The sequence below is a fragment of the Flavobacterium sp. 22659 genome, assembly GCF_052044235.1.
GTDB lineage: Bacteria > Bacteroidota > Bacteroidia > Flavobacteriales > Flavobacteriaceae > Flavobacterium > Flavobacterium johnsoniae.
Genome location: NZ_JBQEMU010000012.1, coordinates 39,448 through 61,409 on the forward strand (window position 1 = coordinate 39,448; position 21,962 = coordinate 61,409).

Below are 21,962 nucleotides of genomic sequence, written 5' to 3' on the forward strand. Positions count from 1 at the left end.
TATTTTTACTTTCTTGCTGACATCTGCAGGATCAGTTCTCCTCCGTTTGTAATCTCTTTATGGGTTAGTGTAAAATCTTTTACGTGTTTGTTGTTGTATTTTATGTCTTTGATATACACATTTTCAGGACTATTATTCTGAGCATTAATCACAAATGTTTTTCCTGAATAATATTTTGGATTTAATGTTATCGTAATTTTATTAAATATCGGACTTCCTATTTGATAAACAGCGTCTTGGTCTGTTCCTCCATTCATTTGAAACAAACCTAATTTCAACAAAACATTCAGACTTCCCATTAATCCCTGATCTTCATCTCCGTTATAACCTGTTACTGGCGATAAACCGCTGAAGGTTTCTTTTACCACATTTCTTGTCCAATACTGTGTTAAATCTGGTCTTCCTAAAATGGTGAAGATATTAGAAGTCTGCATAGACGGCTGATTTCCGAAATTTACAGGAATTCTGCTAAACTCCGGGTGTAATTCTGCATCGTGCGATGTGCCAGAAGTATAATTTTGTTTTTTAGCGGTTTCAAATTGCGCATTTAATTTTGCCGCTGCTTTTTCTTTTCCTCCCATTAAATCAGCCAGACCTAAAATATCATGCGGTACAAACCACGTTGACTGCGCACCGTTTGATTCTATAAATCCGTTTTCGTATTGATACGGATCGTAATTTTCACGCCATTTCCCGTCTGCGTTTTTCGGACGCATCCAGCCTATTTCAGTATCAAAAACATTTTTATAGTTTTCGGCTCTTTTTATGAAATATTGATAATCTTCGTCATGATTGAGTTTTTTAGCCAGCTGCGCCAAAGTCCAATCCTGATACGCATATTCCAAAGTCTGGCTTGCACCGTCTTCGTGGCTTCCGAAATTGCCGTCTGGAAGCGGATACGGCACATATCCTTTTTCTAAATAATACTTTAAGCCTCCGCCAATATTGGTATTGTGTTCATATCCGGCTTTTTCCATAATACCGCCGGGCATATGATTTTTTTTAAGTGCGATGTAAATTTCTTCCAGATTTTCTTTTACAATTCCTTTTTGAATCGCGCTGACAATAAAGGGGGTTGTCGAAGCTCCTGTCATTACATACGTATCATTTCCTCCAGAAGGACCGCGCGGGATTATTCCTCCGTCTTTGTAATACTGCATCAGCGAATACACAAATTCTTCCATAATTTCAGGATATACCAATCCCCAAAGGTTATTGATGGTCCATTGCGCTCCCCAAAAAGCATCTGAATTATAGTGGTTGAATTTTGGTTTTCCGTCTGCTTTTAAAGGCAAATGTCCTATCCTGAATATGTCCCCTGTATTATCAGGATAGGCTCCATTTGCATCACTAATCATTTTTCTTCCCTGCAGAGCATGCCATAAATCAGTGTAAAATCTTCTTTGGTCAGTTTCTGTTCCGCCTTCTATTTTTATTCTTCCTAACAAATTGCTCCATTCTTTTTGAGAATCGGCAGTTGTTTTATTGAAGTCCCAATGCGGTAATTCTGTTTCAATATTGTTATTAGCATTCTCAATTGAGGTATAAGAAATGCCGACTTTCATTAATACTTGTTCTTTGGTTTTATTAAAATGAATCAAATAATTCCCTGTAACATTGTCTCTTTCAACAGAAGAAATTGGCTCACTTGTTTTAACTTTAAAAAATACAGTTAATGGTTTTGGACGTCTGAAATTAGTACTTAAAACTAAAGATCCTGAAAATTCAAAATCATTGTTTTTTTCTAATTTCCCATTTGTGTTTTCGCAGGGTCCCAAAATTGTGTTCAAATTAAAAAGAACTGCTTTTTGTGCTTTTTCGGGAAATCTATATTTATGAAAACCAACTCTTGGTGTGCTGGTTAATTCTGCTGTTATTTGATATCGATCGAGTTTTAATGAATGATATCCTGGTGTTATGATTTCTGTATCATGACTGAATTTTGAGTAAAAATCTTTGAAAACAGTTTTTTTATTTTCCTCCGAAATGGTTACAGGCATTACGGATACACCCGACATCTGCCATTCGTGTACGTGGCTGAAACCTTTGACTGTATCTGTCGTATATTTATAACCGCCTCCCCAATCTCCTTTAATTTCTGTATCGGGATTTAAATTTACCATACCAAAAGGACGGCTTGCTGATGAAAAGTAAAACCATCTTGAATTTTCGGTGTCCAGCAGCGGATAAACCATATCTGAAATTTGTTTCTTTTGCAGAGAAAGTTTTTTCTGAGCGCTGCATGACACTAAAAAAATAAGTGTTAGACTTATTGCAATATGTCCTATTTTATAGATTTTTTTTAATTCCATTATTCTTGTATTGATGGGGCAATAGTGATTTTGAGCAGGATTGTTTGTTTTGATTTTTTTTAATCGAAAATCTAAGGCAAAGGATTTCCTGTGAGAATTGCAATAAATTCTCAAAACAGTAACTTAAAGAATGTTACAAAGCTTAATCTTTCAATGATTTTTCCGAAACGACATTCAACTAAGCTTTGTGTTCATTCAAACAAACAAAAACTGAACTGATTTTCATGAGCAACTACGAAATCAGTTTACCTTAGTAAAAAAGGAGAAGAGTTTTGCTCTCCTCTCCTTTTAAAATTAAAATGCTGACAAGGCGCGTACTAAACTAAATTGTTATCTTAATATCCGTCGTTCTGAGTTAGAGCCGGATTTAAAACCATTGCATTTGTTGGAATTGGGAAAACACGACGGTAAACATCTGTATTTGTTTTGTATCCCCATGCTCCTTCATATTTTCCAAAACGGATCATATCATTTCTATGCCAAGCTTCTTGTGCAAATTCTCGGCTTCTTTCCTGATAAAGCTGCTCTAAAGTTACACCGCTCAACGCTGCAGATGTAGTTCTGTTAGAACGAACCATATTTACCAGCGCATCTGAACTTTGTCCCAGAGTTACTGCTCCGCCGCGCAAAATGGCTTCTGCTTTCATTAAAAGTATATCTGAATAACGTAAAAACGGTACATCATTATTTTGATTACGGCTTGTTGATGTATTGTCCGGATAGAATTTTATATTTCTATACCCCATGTTCCAGGCAATTTCGTCATTTCCTAAATCAAACAATGTAGCGCTCTGGCGCGGTATAATATTTGGCGTCAAATTAACCTGATAGGTATAAGCTGCACTTCCGTCTGATCCTGTGTAAAACTGATCGTATCCTTTTTTAGTTGTTGTAACCATTACAGGCGTTACACCATCATTCAAATATTGTAAACCTGTAAGCCATTGTTTGTTACGAATGTCATTCGCATCATTAAAATAAGCATAAAATTCTGGCAGGGTGCTTCTAGGCGCACTAGGCGTAAAAGGCAGACCAAATTTTGCTCTTTCAGAACGAGGCACATCATAACGTGCATGATACATTTGTCCGTTGAAACCTACTGTAACCGCTGCAGGATCGTAAGGAATGGCAAAAATGAACTCTTTCATCTGTGGTCCGTTGTTAGGATAAAACATCTGAAGGTAAGTCGCTCTTGGCTCAATTGAATATAATCCTGAATTAATTACCTGATCACAGGCTGCAATACAATCGTTGTTACGTTCTGTTCCTGTATACACTGCTGCATTCAAATATAATTTTGCAAGCATTGCATTTGCAGTTTGCTTATTTGGTCTTCCGTAAGTTGTAACTCCAGATGCGGCGTTCAAATTCGGAATTGCTTTCTTTAATTCTTTTTCAATAAAATTAAAAACCTCTTTTCTAGGTGTTTTAGCATGAGCTGTAAAATCTCCGTAAACAGTGTCTAACGGTACATCTCCATAACTGTCCATCATCATAAAATACGAAATGGCACGCATGGTTTTTAATTCAGAAATTAGAGTTGCTTTATCTGATCCTTCCGGCATTGACTGGTTCAAAATTGAAATGGATTGATTGCTTAACCCAATAACTTTTGAAGTCCAGTCCCAAAGGCTTCCCACTATTCCGTTATCTGCATTCCAATCGTGAAAATGCATCGCAATATAATTTCGGTTATCAAACCAGTTTCCTCCTCTTGCCGGAAGTATTGCTTCGTCTGTAGACAGAGACTGCGACCACCACCAGGCAAATGAAAACTCACCTCTAAACGCGGCATAAACCGGTCCTGTTGTTTGAATATATTGTGTTGAATTTTGAGGGAAAACTTCTGGTGTTAACTGCGTTGTAATAGGCACATCAAGATCTTCGCACGACCATAACAAACCAGCTGCAAGTACTGGGAGTCCTAAATATTTTAATATATTTTTCATGATAATTTCAGTTTACTTTTTAGAAAATTACGTTTAAACCAAACATAAAAGTTCTGGTTTTAGGATAAAAGTTGTTCGAATCTACACCCGGAGCGGTTCCTCCTTGTTCAACTTCCGGATCAATTCCTGAATATTTGGTAATTACAAAAAGGTTATTTATCGTTTCGTAAACACGAACGCTTTGTATAAATTTCCCGACTTTACCAAAATTGTACCCTAAAGTCATGTTGTCTAATCTTAAATAACTTCCGTCTTCAATAAATCTTGACGAGTATTTATAAGAGTTCAAATCATTTGGCGATTCGTCCTGAGCGTCTACCAAAATATTTGTGGTCATTGCGGTACTCGGCCTAAATAAATCGGCACGTGTTGCATTGAAAATTTTGTTTCCGAATACTCCTCTGAAGAACACACTTAAATCAAACTTTTTGTAAGTAAACGTATTTCCCCATCCTAATAATAGTTTTGGCTGTGCATCGCCAACATAATGATAATCTACTCCGTTTAATGGTGTTGTTGTTAAATTTCCATTTTTATCGTAGTACTGTGAAACACCGTTTGCATCTTTTCCTGCATATTTAAGGGTAAAGAACTGTCCAAGAGGTTTTCCTTCTTTAAAAATCTGTAAAGTACTTCCTGTTTGTCCGCCTCCGTCAGGCTGCACTCTTCTGATAGAGTCTCCACCAATAAATAACGGATTTGTCAATTTCACGATTCTGTTTTTGTTGCTTGCCAAATTCAAGTTGGTAGACCAGCTGAAATTTGCCGTTTTTACAGGTGTAGCTCCTAAACTAACCTCAATACCTTTATTAGACATTGTTCCTCCGTTTGCTACAATTGTTCCTACTGGCACAAGCACTGGATTTACAGCATAGTTAAAAATCATATCAGTTGTTTTCTTGTCGTAAACATCAACAGAACCTGTAATTTTTCCTTTTAAGATAGAAAAGTCAACCCCAATGTTTGCTGTTGCTGTTTTTTCCCATTTCAAATCTGGATTTGCTGCCTGATTTGGCCCGTAAGCTCCAATCTGCTGTCCGTTGTAATAAAAAGTTCCAACACTTCCTGAGATAAACTGTGCAGTATAAGCATTAAATCCTGATGAGTTTCCTGTTACACCATAACTTCCTCTGAATTTTAAGTCAGTAAAGAAGTTTTGATTTTTCATGAAGTTTTCTTTGTCAACTCTCCAAGCTCCACCCACAGAAGGGAAAAATCCCCAGCGGTTATTAGCTCCAAACATAGAACCTCCGTCTCTTCTTAATGTTCCCTGTAAAAGGTATTTGTCTTTGTAACCATAGTTTAAACGAACGAATTCTCCAATTAAACGTGTTTTTTGATATGCTTTACTGTCTCCAAAATTTACTACATATCCGTTTACAGAAGTATAGTTGCTCAAAGCAAGGTTATTGTACCCAACATTATCTACAGGAAAATTAGTTGCTGTTGCCTGGAATCCGTCACCATAAGTGTTTTCCTGCCATGAATATCCTAAAACAGCTTTTATTTTATGGCCGCCTAAAGTTTTATCCCAGTTTAGGAAACTTTCTACAATGTTATTTGTATTATCATACGAATTTCTTAATGCAGAACCATTTACACCAAAATTAATCAACGTTTTTGTTTGAGGCGGATCTGGATTGTTGTAAAAATTCGCACTATTGTATCTTGAATAATAACTATCATAAAACTCTCCATGAGATGTAGATAATCTTTGGTGTGCCACATTTAAGTTATACGTAAAACCCCAAGGAAGTTTTAATTCTGCAGTAATGTTTCCAACAAGATTATTTGTTTTTGTTTCGTCTGTTCCGTGCTCGATTAAAGCAACTGGGTTAAAATATCCTGTGCTTACAAAGTTTTCGAAAAAGCTTCCGTCAGGATTTCTTACCGGTGAAACCGGAAGGTGGCTTACCGCTTGTAAAAGTACCGTATTACGTTGTGGAACATTGGTATAATTACTTGTGGAGTTGGTAACATTAAGACCTATTTTAAGTTTGTCATCAAAAGCATATTGATCTACAGATAAACGGGCAATAACACGAGAGAAATCACTTTTTAACAATACTCCTTCTTTTTGGATCGAAGTAATACTTGCCGTATAATTTCCGTGCTCGCCGCCGCCGCTCATCGAAATATTATGACTGCTGGATACTGCACGTCTTGATCTTAAAATTTCTTTCTGCCAGTCTGTATTAGCTCCTTTATCATTTTCCGGCGTAAAGTTCAGATTGTTTTTAGTCGTAAAAGCTCTAAGCTGATCTGCATTCATCATATTCAGTTCGTTCGAAACTTCTTCAAAACCATAATATCCATTATAAGCAATCTGTGTTCTGTCTTTACTTCCTCTTTTGGTAGTTACCATGATTACACCATTTGCAGCACGGTTACCATAAATAGCTGTTGCAGCGGCATCTTTTAAAACGTCGATCGTAGCAATGTCATCTGGAGAAATAATAGAAATATCTACTCCAGGAACTCCATCAATTACATAAAAAGGACCTTGCGAACTATTTAATGTAGATGCTCCACGTAAAACTACAGAAGCCGTTTTTGTAGGGTCGCCGCTGGATGAAATATTTAAACCAGAAACTTTACCTTGTAAAAGCTGTCCAACATCGCTGATAGCACCTCGGTTTAATTCATCTGCTTTTATAGAAGTTACAGCTGTAGTTAAGTTTTTACGAGAACCTTTACCATAACCTACTACTACAACTTGCTCCAGGTTAGTAGTACCCGATTGTAACTTTATGGAAAGATTTGTTTTTGTTCCGTCTAATTTTACTGGCTGATCTTCAAATCCTATAAAAGAAAATACCAGAGTTGCATTTTTGTTTGAAACCGAAATTTTAAATTTCCCATCAAAATCTGTCGTTACAGTATTACTCGTACCTTTTTCTAGTACGTTAGCGGCTGGAAGTGGAATTCCTTTGTCATCTAAAACTACACCAGACACATCTGTTTTTTGTGCCCAGGTATTAATGGAGAAGCCAAAGAATAAGGCTAATAATAAAAGTTTAAGTTTTTCCATTTTAATGTTTGGTTAATTGGTTAAATAGTATTGACGAAATTAATGGTAAAGAAATGTTAACAAATGGACAAGTTATTCATAAACATGGATAATTTCAATAAAGTCAATGATAATAAGGGTTCGCTAAGTTATTTTTATAAATTTCTATAATTAAAAACTTACTAATTAATCGATTTCGTAAAATTTCATTTCATATATTTTAAGATTATGGTTTGTCATTGTTTCATTCTAGTTTTCAGTTGATTGTTATTTCTGCTTATTTACGTATTATTTACAATTGAGAGATTTCATTTAATTGTTTTTTGTCCATTTTATTTCCCAATTTTTAATTGCTTCTCTTTCTTTTGTTTCATCAAATGGTGTATTGTTGACCACAGTATTTTTTAAAGCCGTCAAAAACATTTTCCATCTTGGCCAGTAAAAGCCTTTGTACATTCCCTGCCATGATCTTGAAGCATAATCATTCAAATGACCTTCTCCGCCCCACAGTGTAATTAATGTTTTAGCATTTTTTACGTATAATTTAGAAACTTCAGGTGTGCTTCCATATTCTGCTGCCGACTTAACCCAATAATTCAAGCTGTTTAGCGGCTGTCCAGACATTAATTTATCTATTTCTAAAACTTGCTTCTCTATCTTTTTAAATAACTGATCGCCTTTTAAAATGTCTTTTTGCTGATAGGCTTTTACACATTCGACTAAGTCTTCATCTATAGAAAGTGAATAATAATGTCTTGAAGCATCGATTAAATCATATTGTATAAAGTTCTTTTTATTGTATTTTTTAGCTTCTGTTTTTAGAATGTCCAAAGCTTCTTTTAATTTTTTCTTATCGCCGGGATTTCCTTTAAATTCTGTAATTGTTGCCGTTGGTCTTTTAAACAGCAAATAAGCTCCAGCCCTGTCATTCCACCATCTGGTTTCCCAGTATTTGGTACTGTAAACTGATTCTAATAATAATTCCCAAGCCTTAAAAACAGAATCAGATGTCTTTTGTTCGTACCTTGCGTTTAAATAATTTGTAAGCCAGTCTTTAACAGACTGCTCTCCTTTACTCCACGGAAGATCATAAATAAATTCATAAACAATAGAATTGTTGTTTAATCCTTCTGGCATCGCGCCGTAGCCAACGACATTTCCTCTATGCGGATTTTTGAGCAGACTTACCAATTCATTTTTGTAGAAATTTAAATCTCCATATACCGGATTCGATCCTCCATAATTATGTACATATCCGTAAGTCCATTGTTTGCCGTAAAATGCTTCCTGATTTTCCCATACCTTATATCTATCATTGGCATAATCCTGAACCATTAATCGGTCATTTGGAACTTTGCTTAGAAATGCGCTTGTAGCTTCTTTTGTCCAGAAATTTTTGTTGTCTCCAAAAAGCCATCCCTGCATTACCCAAACTGCTCCCGGAGTGGCTTCATTTATGGTTTCATAAATAGCACTTCCGTAATTGGCAAGTTCTTCATATTTATTGTGTTCAGAAACCGGCGGTTCAATTTCGTTAAAAGAATCAGCCAAATAAAAATTAGACTTTCCGTACATTTTGGTATAGATTTCTATAAAACGTTTTCCAATTTTTTTAAACAAAGGATCTTTTGAATCAAGCAGAAAAGTACTTTCAAAACCGCCGCCAGACCAAGAATTGAGTTCGGTTATTTTGGCTTCGGGATGTTTTTCGGCGAAAGCCTTTGGAACATAACCGCTAAAAGCCGGCACAACAGGATGCATGTCTAAAGCACGCATTCTTTCTAATATCTTTTTTTGCAGTTCTTCTTTTTTACTGAACCATTCTTGCGGCAATGGTCCTTCGAGACTGTTTATATTTCCCATGCGCTGCCATGGCAAAAATGCCGGTCCTGCAAAATGCGCTTCTAACTGCGTGCTGGTTAATCCGTATTCTTTCCATAATTCCTGCCATACTGCTTCCTGCCCTTCCATTGCGGTTGGGAGATTAATTCCGTGCAGTGCCATCCAATCAATTTCCTGCTCCCAGCGTTTCCAATCCCACCAAGGCGTGGTATATCCAAAAGTACAGGCATTTAGATATTCTCTATACGGAAACGGAGTGTCACCTTTTTTAGAATATTTTGGCCATGACTTTGGAAGATTGATTCTGTTTCCTTCCCAGCTCACTAAAACTGCTCCAATATCTCGCAGAAAGTTGTATGCCGCATAACAGATTGTTGTGTTATTTGAAGCTTTAATTTTTACAAGATTGTCTGTAGTTTCAATTTCAAACCAATCTTTGTTTTCATTTTTGTTTTCAACAATATGCAGTTCAAATTCATTGACACGAAGGCCGACAAGTCTTTCTATAACTGCTGCAGCACTTTTTGTTTTTTCATTATTCTGGGAGTACCCTTTACTGCCATAAAAAAATAACAGCAAAAAAAACATTACAGGCAATTTTAAGGAATTGCTCTTTTTAATTTTAAAATTCTCTCTTTTCATATAAATTGGATATCATTATTATCTCAAATCATCTTACCATAAAACAAAGGGAGATTAAACAGGTAATCTCCCAATAAAAACAAAAATCTATTACCAATAATTAATAATCTTGTTCAATAAAATTCGGTATGGAATAATAGGATTTGAACTGAAAAATAAATGTATATATAATGTGATTCTATAAGATGGATTTATCAATCAAAAGCATAGACATTTTATACAGTTTCTTTTCATAATACAAAGCAAAAATGAAGTAGAACCTTTTAGCGAGGATCATTTTTTTGGTTCTAAACTATATGAAATCTTTATTTCTCCTTTCAGCGGGTATTTCTTTACTGTGTTTTTACTGCAAATGCTCAAGAAAAACAACAGTTGATTGGTCACAATAAAATTATTGAGACACGAATTAAAAATGAAGAGGATGAGATTAATTCGTTTGGAATTTGAGATACTGCAAAAATTGAGACAGGAAAAATATTTACTAAATCTTTAAAACAAAAAAAAGATGTTAAAGAAACATTTATATATAAAAAAACTCCAAAAATGAAATTATTTCTGGAGTCTGTATTGTTTGGATTTTTTCAGTAATCTATTTTTTATTTTTTCTCATGCCTTCTTCTATCTTTTTATTTACGGCATTTTAAACCTGATCAAGTGAGAAACTCGCAGGAAGCTGGCTAGGCGGATATTCAACAAAAGTTTCTAAATATCATATTAAAGATCAACCTTTATGTCATTGTCGCTTGTGCTGATTTTAGGATTCCCATTTTTAAGCAACTCTGACAGCAGATGGTTAATTTCTGATTCCTGCATACTGTAATCCAGCTGTTGATCTGTATTAAAATGGAATACCAGCAGCGTGGCTTCTTCAGCATTTTTATTGTTTACAGCTGCGGTGCTCCCTATATAATCAAGTTCAAGCTGTCCAACGTGCAGCAGATCTGTGACAAAATGAAGATCAGTTTTTTCAGGAAGCAGCAACTGCCCTGTTTTGAATATAATAGTGTGTTTGTACATGATTTTTCGTATTATAGTTATGATGTCCGTCTGAACAGTGTTCTACTAATTTAAAACAATAATTTATTAAAAGTTCCTTAGTGTGATTTCTTTGATTTTATGTTTTTCATGCCTAATTGTTTGATTACAGCAAATCAGTTACAGTGTTGATTTTTAAATCAAGAAAAGATTAGAAATTAATTAATCCTGCAAGAAATTCTGAATAATCTGCATTGAAGCTGCTTCACAAAAATCTAAGCCAGAATAATCAGGATTAAGTCCGCCTATGTACGGCACCGCCATAATGTACAGGTTTTTATTGTAGGCTCCGTACTGATCAATAACTTGAAAATTGTCATTTATGGCTATGCCTGAAACATTCATAAAATAGTCACCAGCCTCATCTTTTTTTACTAAATTCTCATTGAGTATAAAGGCAGCATGACCGGCTTGGTTCGATTTAAATTTTAAACGTGCAGGACTTACGGCTTTTTGTGACAACAGTGATTTAAAAGGAAAATTATTGTATTCAAGGTGAGGCTGGCCTACACAGTCAATAAATGTTTTATAATAAACTGAATGTTTTTTCTGATCATCATCACTGAAGTGATATACTATTCCGCCGTTAAGCTGGGGTTCTATTGTACTGTCAGAACCTACAGAAATTAGATCAAGCACACCTGCATGATGAAGAGCGAGAAGTTCTTCACAGGATTTCTGCGGAATAAAAGCAATTACAATTGAAATAAGCGGCATGAGGACTTTCTGCAGCCGCTGCATGTCTTCTGCTGAAAGATATTTTGCAGGATGGTTCATGGCGAAACTAAGCACACCAAGCATCTCTTTCCAATAAATCGATTCCTGTCTCTTAATTGATTTTTCTGCCTCGGCATATTCAGCCCTTAAAAGCAGGAAGGGATCCAAACGCTCGCGGAGTTTCATCATTTCTTCAACAAAATCTTCAATTGATAAATCTTTGATGCGTTCATAAAAATCATAATCCCTGTCACGGAATATCTCTTTAAAATTCTTTTCAAATACAAAATCCAGCGACAAAAAACCATTATTATTTTTTCTGTGATCTTCTATTTCATCAGTGGTTAATAAAGAATCATTGAAAAGCCGCGAATCTTCCAGATGGAATCGTACAGCAGGAAGCATACCGTTTTTCGAGTGCATCATAATTTTAAATTCGCTGCTTTCAGGGAATAAAGTAAAAAGTAAGTTCCCGTCTTTGTCTGATTCAAATGAACCATTGTTTCTTGCAATAGTCCTCACTGCATCTATCGCTGTCAAAGAAGAGCCTTTAACTGCAACAGTATGATTAAACTTCTGCACTAGTTTTTGCGGAGGATAAGGAGCATCGTAATAACCCGGAATTTTTCCTTCATGAGTTCTCGGCCAGTTATGTCCTGTGCAGATAACAGCTGAATCAAATACTTTTGTCTGCCCTGCTTCGGTTTGAATCTCTACTGTACTGCTTTTTGTATCATACTTAATATCAGTTACTACACTTTGAAAATGTATTTCTGAACTGATTCCGGCTTTAGATCCTGCCTCTATCAGCATTTCAAATTGTGCAGCAAGATATTCCCCAAAAAACAATCGGGGAAATACTTTGTAATCGTTAAATTTATGCGGATTAATTTTAAATCTTTCAAGAAGTTCCGGAGGCGCAATGTGAACCCATTCAGACATTGGAATCACAATATTCGGAACCTCATTACCGGAAACATTGGTAATATGTTCATTGTTTGCACCTTCACTGCTGTATGGCATTCCTGAACCAAGCTGTGCTTTACGTTCAAAGATCTCTACTTCAAAATTATTCTTTCCAGATTCAACCAATCTTTTATATACAAAAAGTCCGCTTGGACCTCCTCCTATAATTGCAATACGTTTTTTATTGTTGGCGGTCATTGAATTTACATTTTATAAGGTTCGGATTATTATCTTCAAGTAAAAACCACTGATGTCTAACAGCAGTATTTCTATTTTTTATAATGTGTTTGACACTGATAACCTGAAGATGAAATGCAGTATTCAGCTTTTTATCCTATACTTTCAAATTTTCGCATTCCAGACATAAATTTAAATCAAATAAAGATCTGCCTCTTACAGAATCTTATCTATAAATTACATGATATCATTTATTTTAAGTTTGAATTATTTATGGCTTTACCGATTTTTCTAATATTATTAGCAACTATTAATTTTGAAATTCAGTAAATTCCGTTTGAAAGAAAACTAAATTTATGATGTGATATGAATCTAATTTATAGATTTTTGTAATCGCAGCTGATCCCTAACCCACAAACAAAGACAAAATGAAAGAAATCATAGCGCTTTCAGACAAAGAGATAACCATTAATAGAAATGAATTCCTGAAAGTAAATGGCAGTATAGATACCAATTTGTACTATATAGAAAGCGGCAGCATGAGAATTTTTGTTTTGGACGGCAGCGATGAGCAAAACATTAGATTTGGATATACAGGAAACTTAATCGTAGCACTTGATTCTTTTCTAACGGGACAATCTTCTAATTTGTGCATTCAGGCCATAAAAAAAACAGTTTTAAAAGTGATAACCAAAAAACAGATTAATGAATTTTTAGCCTTTAATAACAACCAGATTTTATGGATTGAAATTTTGGAAAATCTTGGAGTCCAACAGCTGGAACGCGAAATTGACCTTCTGAAAAATTCGCCGAAAGAAAGATATGAAAGAGTCTTAAAACGAAGTCCGCAGCTTTTTCAGGAAATTCCAAACAGGCACATTGCAAATTATTTAAGAATGAGTCCTGAAACTTTATCACGCCTGAAAAAGTCTTGATTTCAATCAAGATTTATAAAAATCTATTTTTTGACCTTTACATAAAAATTAAATTTATGCAGTCAGAAAAATTTATTATGGCTCTTTTAGAGCAGACAGAAAAGATTATACAGGAAGCGGAAAAACTAAAAACGTATGATTTAAAGGTATTAACCTGGAAAGAAGATGAGATTTCCTGGAACATTCTTGAATGCCTCGAACATTTAAACAGGTACGGGAATTTTTATCTGCCGGAAATAGAAAACAAAATCAAAAATGCTGACAGCAGTTCTGAAATTGATTTTAAAAGCGGATTAATAGGGAGTTACTTTGCAAAAAGCATGCTGCCCAAAGAGAAATTAAATAAAATGAAAACTTTTAAGGATAAAAATCCTTTAAACGAAAAACTTGACAAAACGGTTGTTGACCAATTTATAAAGCAGCAGTTCAAATTGCTTGATTTGTTAAAACAATCGCGAAATGTAAGTTTAAACAAAGTAAAAATTAAAATATCGATCTCAAGATTAATCACTCTAAAACTAGGCGATACTTTTGAATTTTACATTAATCATATTATAAGACATTTAAAGCAGATAGAAAAAATACAATCGCTGGCTAAAATCTCTTAAGATTGTAAAAATTGATAAACAGCTATAAGATTATAAAATACAAGCTTTAATTTTTTGGCAGGTAGATCCAAAAAGTTGTTCCCTTTCCTGGTATACTGGTAAAATTAATGGTTCCGTTATGGTTTTCAATAATACGCTTGCACAAGGCCAGCCCAATACCATTCCCGCTGTACTGATCCCTTTGGTGCAGGCGCTGGAACATATCAAAAATTCGTCCTGAATATTCGCTGTCCATTCCAATTCCATTATCTTCAATGGAAATTACATGAAAATTCCCTGACGGAGCCTGAGGATCAAAAGAGGTGTTGCTTTGGGCTGAAATTAGACGGTACGATATATTTACTGCCGGGTGTGCTGTATTAAATTTTAATGCATTATTTATTAAATTATAAAACAGCTGGCGCAGCTGGGTCCCTATTCCATTAACAGCTGGAAGCGGACTTAAATTTACAACGGCTTTTTTTTCTTCAATAATAAGACTCAAATCTTCTAAAGTCTGTGCAACGATATCATTAAGATCAACTTCTGCAGTAAATTTATCATGATTATTGACACGGGAGTAATTAAGAACGTCTGAAATCAAATTAGATAATCTGCCGGCTGCCATCGTAATTTTATCAAAATAATAAAGCGTTTTCTGCTGCTCGGTCAAATGTTCTGCTGCTCTTGAAATCATAATCATGATTTTTCGCAGCGGCTCCTGAAGATCATGACTTGTTATAAAGGCAAACTGTTCCAGTTCCTTGTTTTTGAATTGGAGTTTTGAGTTCGCACTTTCCAGCTCAAGCTGAATTTTTCTAAGCTCTGAATTATCCTTCAGCGCTTCAACAATCATTTTTTGGGCATTATTATTTACAAAATAAATAAGCCAGCTGCCTACAGAACCATCTTCGGCTTTATTTGGCATAATAGAAATATTATGCCAAATATAAATGTCTTCTTTTTTAATACGAATATCGGCAGAAAAATCTCCTCTATTTTTTTTTGCATTACTCCATCCTTCAATAATCAGCTGTACATCGTCATGATGTATAAATGCGCTCAGGCTTTTTTTATCAAAAGAAAGTAAAGGAACTTTTAGATAAAATTCAAATGCATTATTTGCCAGCAGCACCATGTTTCGGTCATTAACTATGCAGATTAAAACGGGAATTGTATCCACTAAGTTTCTATACCTGTTCTCACTTTCTCCCAGCTTTTCTGAAAGCGCTACAAGCTCAATATTCTTTTTTCTGATTTCATCATAAGCAGAAATTGGCGGTTCGTATTTGAAATAATCTGCCAGAGTATTGATCTTTGCATCTGAAAGAAGCCCGGGTGACGGGACTTGATGGCTTAAAGTTGTTACTGATTTGTTGTCAGCATAATTATATTCTATATTGCCTGATATTTTGGCAGCATATTTATAGGCTTCAGGATTGCATTTTTTAAGATCGACTTTATCTGTAAGCACAGCCATTATTTCTTTGTGGCTTGCTCTAATGGTATTAATTCCCAAAACCAGCACAGAATTTTTCCCATTGGCAATGGAGCATCGCGCCACTTCTGAAACAGCTGTAGAAAAACGGGTCTGAGCCGAAAGCGGCATACCGCACATTTCAGCAATTTTCATTGACCGTTTATGAGCCAGTATGAGGTCCATTTCATTGTCTAGATTAATTTTTACAATTTCCTTCATAAAGCTTAAATAATTTTTCCAACCAGAACCGTAGCATCATCAGTTCCTCTCACATTGTCTTTATACAAGGCAGAGGCAATAATGGCCGGACTCTGTTTAATTATAGAATTAAGTTCGCTTAAATTCCATCTTGTTCGAAGCCCATCGCTGTGCATGATAATAATCTGATGTTTTTGATAGGGAACAACTGTGCTATTGATCGTGCGGGGAATATTGTGACCTATAATACCATTATACGGGGTATAGGTTTTGTTATCAAGTCCGTTGTAGATACGTGTATTGATATTACCTATCCCGCAGATATTCCAGGTCTCTGCTTCAAAATCGACAGCTGCAATAGTAGCGACAAGTCCTCTGCTTTTTTTAACATGTTCATGAACATAACGAAGCACTGCTACAGGATCATTTTCAGCGCATTGCTTAAAAGCCCTGACTGCCTGTTCTACTGCTTCGTGAGCATTTGCCCCGTGGCCTAATCCGTCTCCAACAAAAATTTGGAAACCTTTTCTGGTATATTTAATATGATATCCATCTCCGCACACGCGCTCACCGGGATAGTTTACGCTTAATGCCGAGATGTCCAACCCTGTATTGGTATTTGGAATACAAAGATCAGTTTTATCACAAATTTTAATATATTGGACAGTTCCCCATCCGCGCATGGAATAAATCTGAAAATCATTGCTTAATCTTTTAATAGCGCCAATTCCCTGCCCCAATGTACTCGAGGTAGAATAACCGTCTTTCATTATCTTGGTAATATTTTCAATACCAGTTCCTTTATCAAGACAATATATTTCTATCTCATTACAGCTTCCATTATGATGTGATCGATACAACAAGTCACCGCCTCCTGCATATTTAATAAGATTAGAAGTAAGTTCGGCAATTATAATATCGGTTTCAGCAGCTCTATGCGGTTTAAAACCTAACTGAAGTGCTAAATTATGTATTTCTCTTTTGATGAACGCGACAAGACTACGATCATCAATTTTGTAAACGGAAAAAGTATTATCCATTTTTCCATTTTATTATAGTAACGGTTGTACCATTTCCTAATTCTGTTTGTATATCAAATTCATTCACCAGCCTTTTTGTGCCCGGCAGGCCAAGGCCTAAACTTTTTCCGGTGCTGTAACCATCCTGCATGGCCAGAGAAATATCTTTTATGCCCGGTCCTTTATCAATAAAAGTTACGCGTACTCCAAGATCACGGCCGTTGCTTACAGATTCTATAATAACCTTTCCTCCTCCGCCGTATTTCAGAAGATTACGGACAAGTTCGCTTGTAGCAGTAATCAATTTGGTCTGGTTTAAAATACTCATTCCAATTTTTACGCCATACTCCTTTACGCGGTTGCGTAATGGAACTACATCCTGCTCTTTTACAATAAGCAGTTCTTCTTTATTCGTTGCTGTCGTCATACGTCTGCTCCTCGTTATCGCCATTGTACATTTTCGCGCGAAGCAAATCCATGCCTTTCTCAACATTTAAAGCACTAATAACACCGTTTAAAGATAATCCAAGTTCAACCAGTGTAATAGCAACCGCAGGCTGCATGCCCACCACTACTGTCTGTGCATCCATAATTTTTGACATAACGGCGATATTTCCCAAAATCCTTCCCATAAAGGAATCGATAATGGAAACTGCTGATATATCAATCAAAACGCCCTTTGAATTGTTCTTGTTTATAGTATTAATTAAATCAGATTCAAGATTTTCAGCCAATTGGTCATACAAATCAACCTGTATGGTAACCAGCAGAAAATCTCCCATCTTGAGTATTGGAATTCTTTCCATGTCAGTAATCTTAATTCGTTATTTTCTTTTCACAACCGTAAGCTGTAACATTTCAAAGGCTGTTTGAAGAGCGCTTGCAAGCGAAGCTTTTGTAATAATTCCAGTAAGATCTATTCCTAAATGCACCACAGTCTGTGCAATTTCAGGGCGAATACCGCTGATTATACACTCTGCTCCCATTAATCTCGTTGCACTCACCGTTTTTATAAGATGCTGTGCTACCAATGAATCTACCGCCGGCACACCTGAAATGTCAAGTATAGCAATAGAACTGCCTGTATCTACAATTTGCTGCAAAAGATTTTCCATTACCACCTGTGTTCTGGAACTGTCAAGGGTTCCTATAATAGGAAGTGCCACAACACCATCCCAAACACGGATAACCGGTGTCGAAATCTCACTAATCTCGTCAATCTGTCTTGAAATGACATCTTCACGTCCTTTCATATACGATTCAAAAGTTAAGATTGTCATGTTATCCAGCAGCGTAGATAATTGCAAATTAGCGTTGTATAATTCTGTAGAATCAGTTGCTGTTTCTGAAAGAATTTTAGAAGCTGCTTCTTTAAAAGCAATCAGATATTGTGCATTTTCGCGGGGAGAAAAACCACGTCTGCCTCTCGAACTTGAAATTCCGATTAACAAGTCATGAACTTTTTCGAATTCGTGTGATTCAGTATTTCCGTTTGAATGCTGTAAAGCATCTAGAAAAAGAGCGGCGAACTCCTTTGATTCTTCTTCTTCTGTTGCTCCATCAGTAGATCCGTTTGCTTGTAAAAGCTGAGACCATGTGGTCAATAATTTGTTTTGGTGCTCTTTCAAGCTTCCCAGGAGATTGTTCTGCATTTGTTGTGATATTTGGATATTCATGTAAATGTAGACAATTAATATTAGCAAAACTCTTTAAATTCAGAAAAAACTTGTAAAAAAACATCACTTAATTCTTAAATCAATAATCGGATTTTTTTTGTAAAATTATTCTCCTGTCTGTATATGGGGAGCATCTACAGGTTTAGACTGTGACGAACCAATCTGTCTCAGATAAATGGAAAAAATGACTATAGCAAAAACCGACAAAAATTCGCTCTGCCAGTTCTGGAATGACTCAAACCAAAACCGCGAATCTCCTATATATGCAGAGGCAGTTTCAAGAGGCAGGCCTTTTAATGCCAGCTGCTCATTTTCATCTTTTAAACTGCCGTAAAAATGTGCTGCCATTGAAATAAAAAACAATAAAAACAACGCAATACTTAGAGAATGCTTATACACAGCTAATATCCAGCCTCCTTTTGTAACTGGCCATGGAACATTTTTTCTTTTAGCTGATGGTTCTCTGTCTACTTCTTCTTCTTTATCTAAATCTTTAGATTCTGAAGAACCTTTCTGCTGCAAAAAAATGGTCAGCACCACTAACAAAGCCATCTGCAAAAATTCACTTTCCCAATTTTCAAATGTAGATTCTATAAAATGTCCTGTAGAGAAATACGAAAATAGAGTAATTTGCGGCGCACCGTCTTCTAAAAGATCTTTATTGTGTTCTGCAAATCCAAATAAAATCTGTCCTGCAAAAGAGCCGGCAAACAATAGCAAAAAACAAATTGAAAGCCCATTATTGCGTAAAAATTTTTTCATGATTTTAGGTGTAAAAAATTGCATACTACTGATTTTCATCTTCCGCAGGCTGCAACTGAGATTCCATAAATTTTCCTTTTACAATTGTCCCTTCTTCATCCTCCCATTCTGTGACAACATTCTCTATCAAGTCCGGTTCAAAACCAATAACTTTCATTACCTGTGCGCCAAATTCCTGCTGCACTTTCTCGCCTTTTTTAAACATATCATTTAATTTTAAAAATAGTATTATTTATATCCAATTTGAAATTAAAGGTATACAAGCTTTATTGAAATACTTTATATCATTGTGCTGCTTTATTATATTATTACACTTTTCAAAACAAAAACAAACAATTGTATATCAATAACTTAAAATCGTTAATTCTGTAAAATGAGATTGTAATTCTATAACTGAATCTATTATAGTAGAGGTAAATTTGATTGCCTGAAAAATGATTTACAGTTTATTAAGCTGCATTTCTACACTTCTTTTCAGGTTCTATTTTTAACTAATAACATTACCTCATATGAAAAATTTTCAGGATGAAAAGCAGCGAGATCTGCTGATCAACAAATCAGACGGCACGAATAAGTTTCTGACCACCGATCAGGGTGTCAAGATTAACGACGACAATAATTCTCTTAAAGCAGGAGAAAGAGGTCCTTCCTTACTGGAAGATTTTATTCTTAGAGAAAAAATCACACATTTTGACCACGAAAGAATTCCTGAAAGAATCGTACACGCGAGGGGATCTGGTGCACATGGCTTCTTTGAAGTCACTAATCCAATACCGGAACTGACCAAAGCAGGTTTTCTTCAGGAAAAAGGACTTAAAACGCCTGTTTTTACAAGATTCTCTACAGTTGCAGGATCTCGTGGTTCTACAGATCTGGCACGTGATGTGCGCGGATTTTCGGTTAAATTTTACACGCAGGAAGGCATTTATGATCTTGTTGGAAATAATGTGCCTGTATTCTTTATTCAGGATGCATCAAAATTTCCAGACCTTATTCATGCGGTAAAACCAGAACCACACAACGAAATTCCGCAGGCCGCTTCTGCACATGATACTTTCTGGGATTTTATATCACTAATGCCAGAATCCATGCACATGATAATGTGGGCGATGTCTGACCGTGCTATTCCAAGAAGCTACCGTATGATGGAAGGTTTTGGAGTGCATACTTTTAGATTAATCAACGAAGCCGGCGAATCTGTGTTTGTAAAATTTCACTGGAAACCTAAATTAGGAACTCATGCAGTTGCCTGGGATGAAGCACAGAAAATTTCAGGAAAAAATCCCGACTTTCACAGACAGGATCTTTGGGAAGCAATCGAAGCAGGAAACTTTCCGGAATGGGACTTAGGTGTTCAGATCATTCCATCAGAAGACGAAAATAAATATGAATTTGATCTGCTGGATCCTACCAAACTGGTACCGGAAGAACTGGTGCCTGTAACAATTATAGGAAGAATGGTTTTGAACAAAAACCCCGACAACTTTTTTGCAGAAACAGAACAAATTGCTTTTCATCCCGGACATGTAGTGCCTGGAATCGATTTTACAAATGATCCTTTATTACAAGGACGTCTGTTTTCGTATACAGATACACAGCTTTCAAGATTAGGAAGTCCTAATTTTCATGAAATCCCTATTAACCGCAGCGTAGCGCCTGTACATAATAATCAACGTGACGGACATATGCGTCAGGAAATTAATACCGGACGTGTCAGTTATCATCCTAATTCTCTTGGAGGAGGCTGTCCGTATCAGGCAAAAATTGCAGAAGGAGGATTTGCCAGTTTTAATGAACGCATCGATGCGCATAAAATAAGAGAAAGAAGTGAAAGTTTTAATGATCACTTCGGACAGGCAAAATTATTCTTCAACAGTCAGACCCCCGCAGAAAAAAGCCATATTGTTAAAGCACTTCGTTTTGAACTCGGAAAAGTCGAAACCACAGCTATAAGACTGAGAATGCTTGGACTTTTATCACAAGTGGACCAAGAACTGGCCGAAAAAGTAGCCATTGGACTTGGGGCAACGGTTCCTCCTGTTTTAGAAAAACCGCTGAATCATGGTGTATCTCCTGAAAATGAAAACGGAAAACAGGAATCAACCACAGTGGAGCAGTCTGTAAAATCATCTGATGCATTAAGCATGCTGAAAAACCCAGTTAATTCGCCAACGATTGCATCAAGAAAAGTCGCTATTATTTGTGCCGACGGAGTTTCTGAAGCTGCAGTATCTAACATGAAAAAAGCATTGCTTCAGGAAGATGCAAAAGGCTGTATTGTGGCACCGCATCTAGGAGCTGTAATTTCGGATACTGATGGGGAAATCCATGCAGATTTCAGCTTTCTTACTGCATCATCTGTATTGTTTGATGCTGTTTATATACCAGATGGAGTTGGCTTGACTGTTCTGGCAGAAAGCGATGAAGTAAATGAATTTTTAAGTGATGCTTACAAACACTGCAAAGTAATTGGAGCCGATGGAAGAGCTGTTTCTATATTAAGTGCCGCAAATTTCGCATCTAAAATCACAAATGATGATGAGGGGCTTATTGTTACTAAAGAAGCTGCAAGTGAAAAATTTGCGAAAGATTTTATACAAGCAATGGGAAAACATAGATTTTGGGAACGCGAACCAAATCTGTACAATTAAAACT

Annotated in this window: 16 protein-coding genes; 3 read left to right on the plus strand and 13 right to left on the minus strand. The window is 35.9% G+C overall.

Annotated features, from left to right (window positions below; all coding sequences use genetic code 11):
• Positions 1–5 precede the first annotated feature (5 nt).
• The 6 genes from ACTJIW_RS13375 to ACTJIW_RS13400 all read right to left on the minus strand — a co-directional run bounded on the left by ACTJIW_RS13375 (position 6) and on the right by ACTJIW_RS13400 (position 12,671).
• Complete coding sequence (locus ACTJIW_RS13375; protein WP_440716721.1) at positions 6–2,312, minus strand: GH92 family glycosyl hydrolase; 2,307 nt, start codon at positions 2,310–2,312, stop codon at positions 6–8.
• Between the two features lie 335 nt (positions 2,313–2,647).
• A complete protein-coding gene (locus ACTJIW_RS13380) occupies positions 2,648–4,261 on the minus strand; it encodes a RagB/SusD family nutrient uptake outer membrane protein (protein ID WP_440716722.1) in 1,614 nt (537 codons plus the stop codon).
• 19 nt (positions 4,262–4,280) lie between these two features.
• The gene (locus tag ACTJIW_RS13385) at positions 4,281–7,292 is read right to left on the minus strand and encodes a SusC/RagA family TonB-linked outer membrane protein (protein ID WP_440716723.1); all 3,012 of its coding nucleotides are present in this window, start codon (positions 7,290–7,292) and stop codon (positions 4,281–4,283) included.
• 291 nt (positions 7,293–7,583) lie between these two features.
• Positions 7,584–9,701: an alpha-N-acetylglucosaminidase gene (locus ACTJIW_RS13390; RefSeq protein WP_440716724.1), complete on the minus strand. Its 2,118-nt coding sequence runs from the start codon at positions 9,699–9,701 to the stop codon at positions 7,584–7,586.
• Positions 9,702–10,469: 768 nt separating this feature from the next.
• Positions 10,470–10,772 (minus strand): hypothetical protein, encoded by a 303-nt coding sequence (locus tag ACTJIW_RS13395; protein ID WP_440716725.1) that lies wholly within the window; start codon positions 10,770–10,772, stop codon positions 10,470–10,472.
• A 180-nt stretch (positions 10,773–10,952) separates the two neighbouring features.
• Positions 10,953–12,671: an FAD/NAD(P)-binding protein gene (locus ACTJIW_RS13400; RefSeq protein ID WP_440716726.1), complete on the minus strand. Its 1,719-nt coding sequence runs from the start codon at positions 12,669–12,671 to the stop codon at positions 10,953–10,955.
• A 407-nt stretch (positions 12,672–13,078) separates the two neighbouring features.
• Between ACTJIW_RS13400 and ACTJIW_RS13405 the strand changes: the two genes are divergently transcribed.
• On the plus strand, positions 13,079–13,585 hold the full coding sequence (locus ACTJIW_RS13405) for a Crp/Fnr family transcriptional regulator (protein ID WP_440716727.1): 507 nt from the start codon (positions 13,079–13,081) through the stop codon (positions 13,583–13,585).
• 56 nt (positions 13,586–13,641) lie between these two features.
• Positions 13,642–14,193 (plus strand): DinB family protein, encoded by a 552-nt coding sequence (locus ACTJIW_RS13410; protein ID WP_440716728.1) that lies wholly within the window; start codon positions 13,642–13,644, stop codon positions 14,191–14,193.
• Positions 14,194–14,239: 46 nt separating this feature from the next.
• On the opposite strand, the gene ACTJIW_RS13415 is transcribed toward ACTJIW_RS13410, so the two are convergent.
• The 7 genes from ACTJIW_RS13415 to ACTJIW_RS13445 all read right to left on the minus strand — a co-directional run bounded on the left by ACTJIW_RS13415 (position 14,240) and on the right by ACTJIW_RS13445 (position 19,512).
• Positions 14,240–15,871: a sensor histidine kinase gene (locus tag ACTJIW_RS13415; RefSeq protein WP_012025120.1), complete on the minus strand. Its 1,632-nt coding sequence runs from the start codon at positions 15,869–15,871 to the stop codon at positions 14,240–14,242.
• Positions 15,872–15,876: 5 nt separating this feature from the next.
• Positions 15,877–16,890 carry a SpoIIE family protein phosphatase gene (locus ACTJIW_RS13420; RefSeq protein WP_440716729.1) on the minus strand — a complete coding sequence of 338 codons (1,014 nt, stop codon included), beginning with the start codon at positions 16,888–16,890 and terminating at the stop codon, positions 15,877–15,879.
• Positions 16,883–17,296: an anti-sigma regulatory factor gene (locus ACTJIW_RS13425; RefSeq protein ID WP_012025122.1), complete on the minus strand. Its 414-nt coding sequence runs from the start codon at positions 17,294–17,296 to the stop codon at positions 16,883–16,885. Before ACTJIW_RS13425 ends, ACTJIW_RS13420 begins: the two co-directional genes overlap by 8 nt.
• Positions 17,277–17,675 carry an STAS domain-containing protein gene (locus ACTJIW_RS13430; protein ID WP_012025123.1) on the minus strand — a complete coding sequence of 133 codons (399 nt, stop codon included), beginning with the start codon at positions 17,673–17,675 and terminating at the stop codon, positions 17,277–17,279. Before ACTJIW_RS13430 ends, ACTJIW_RS13425 begins: the two co-directional genes overlap by 20 nt.
• Positions 17,676–17,693: 18 nt before the next feature.
• Positions 17,694–18,521, minus strand: a complete 828-nt coding sequence (locus ACTJIW_RS13435) for an STAS domain-containing protein (RefSeq protein WP_121361360.1) — start codon at positions 18,519–18,521, stop codon at positions 17,694–17,696.
• A gap of 129 nt (positions 18,522–18,650) precedes the next feature.
• The gene (locus ACTJIW_RS13440; protein WP_044048343.1) at positions 18,651–19,307 is read right to left on the minus strand and encodes a DUF6766 family protein; all 657 of its coding nucleotides are present in this window, start codon (positions 19,305–19,307) and stop codon (positions 18,651–18,653) included.
• Between the two features lie 25 nt (positions 19,308–19,332).
• The gene (locus ACTJIW_RS13445) at positions 19,333–19,512 is read right to left on the minus strand and encodes a hypothetical protein (RefSeq protein ID WP_012025126.1); all 180 of its coding nucleotides are present in this window, start codon (positions 19,510–19,512) and stop codon (positions 19,333–19,335) included.
• A gap of 304 nt (positions 19,513–19,816) precedes the next feature.
• Here ACTJIW_RS13445 and ACTJIW_RS13450 point away from each other — a divergent pair, with 304 nt between their 5' ends.
• On the plus strand, positions 19,817–21,958 hold the full coding sequence (locus tag ACTJIW_RS13450) for a catalase (protein ID WP_440716730.1): 2,142 nt from the start codon (positions 19,817–19,819) through the stop codon (positions 21,956–21,958).
• Positions 21,959–21,962 lie beyond the last annotated feature (4 nt).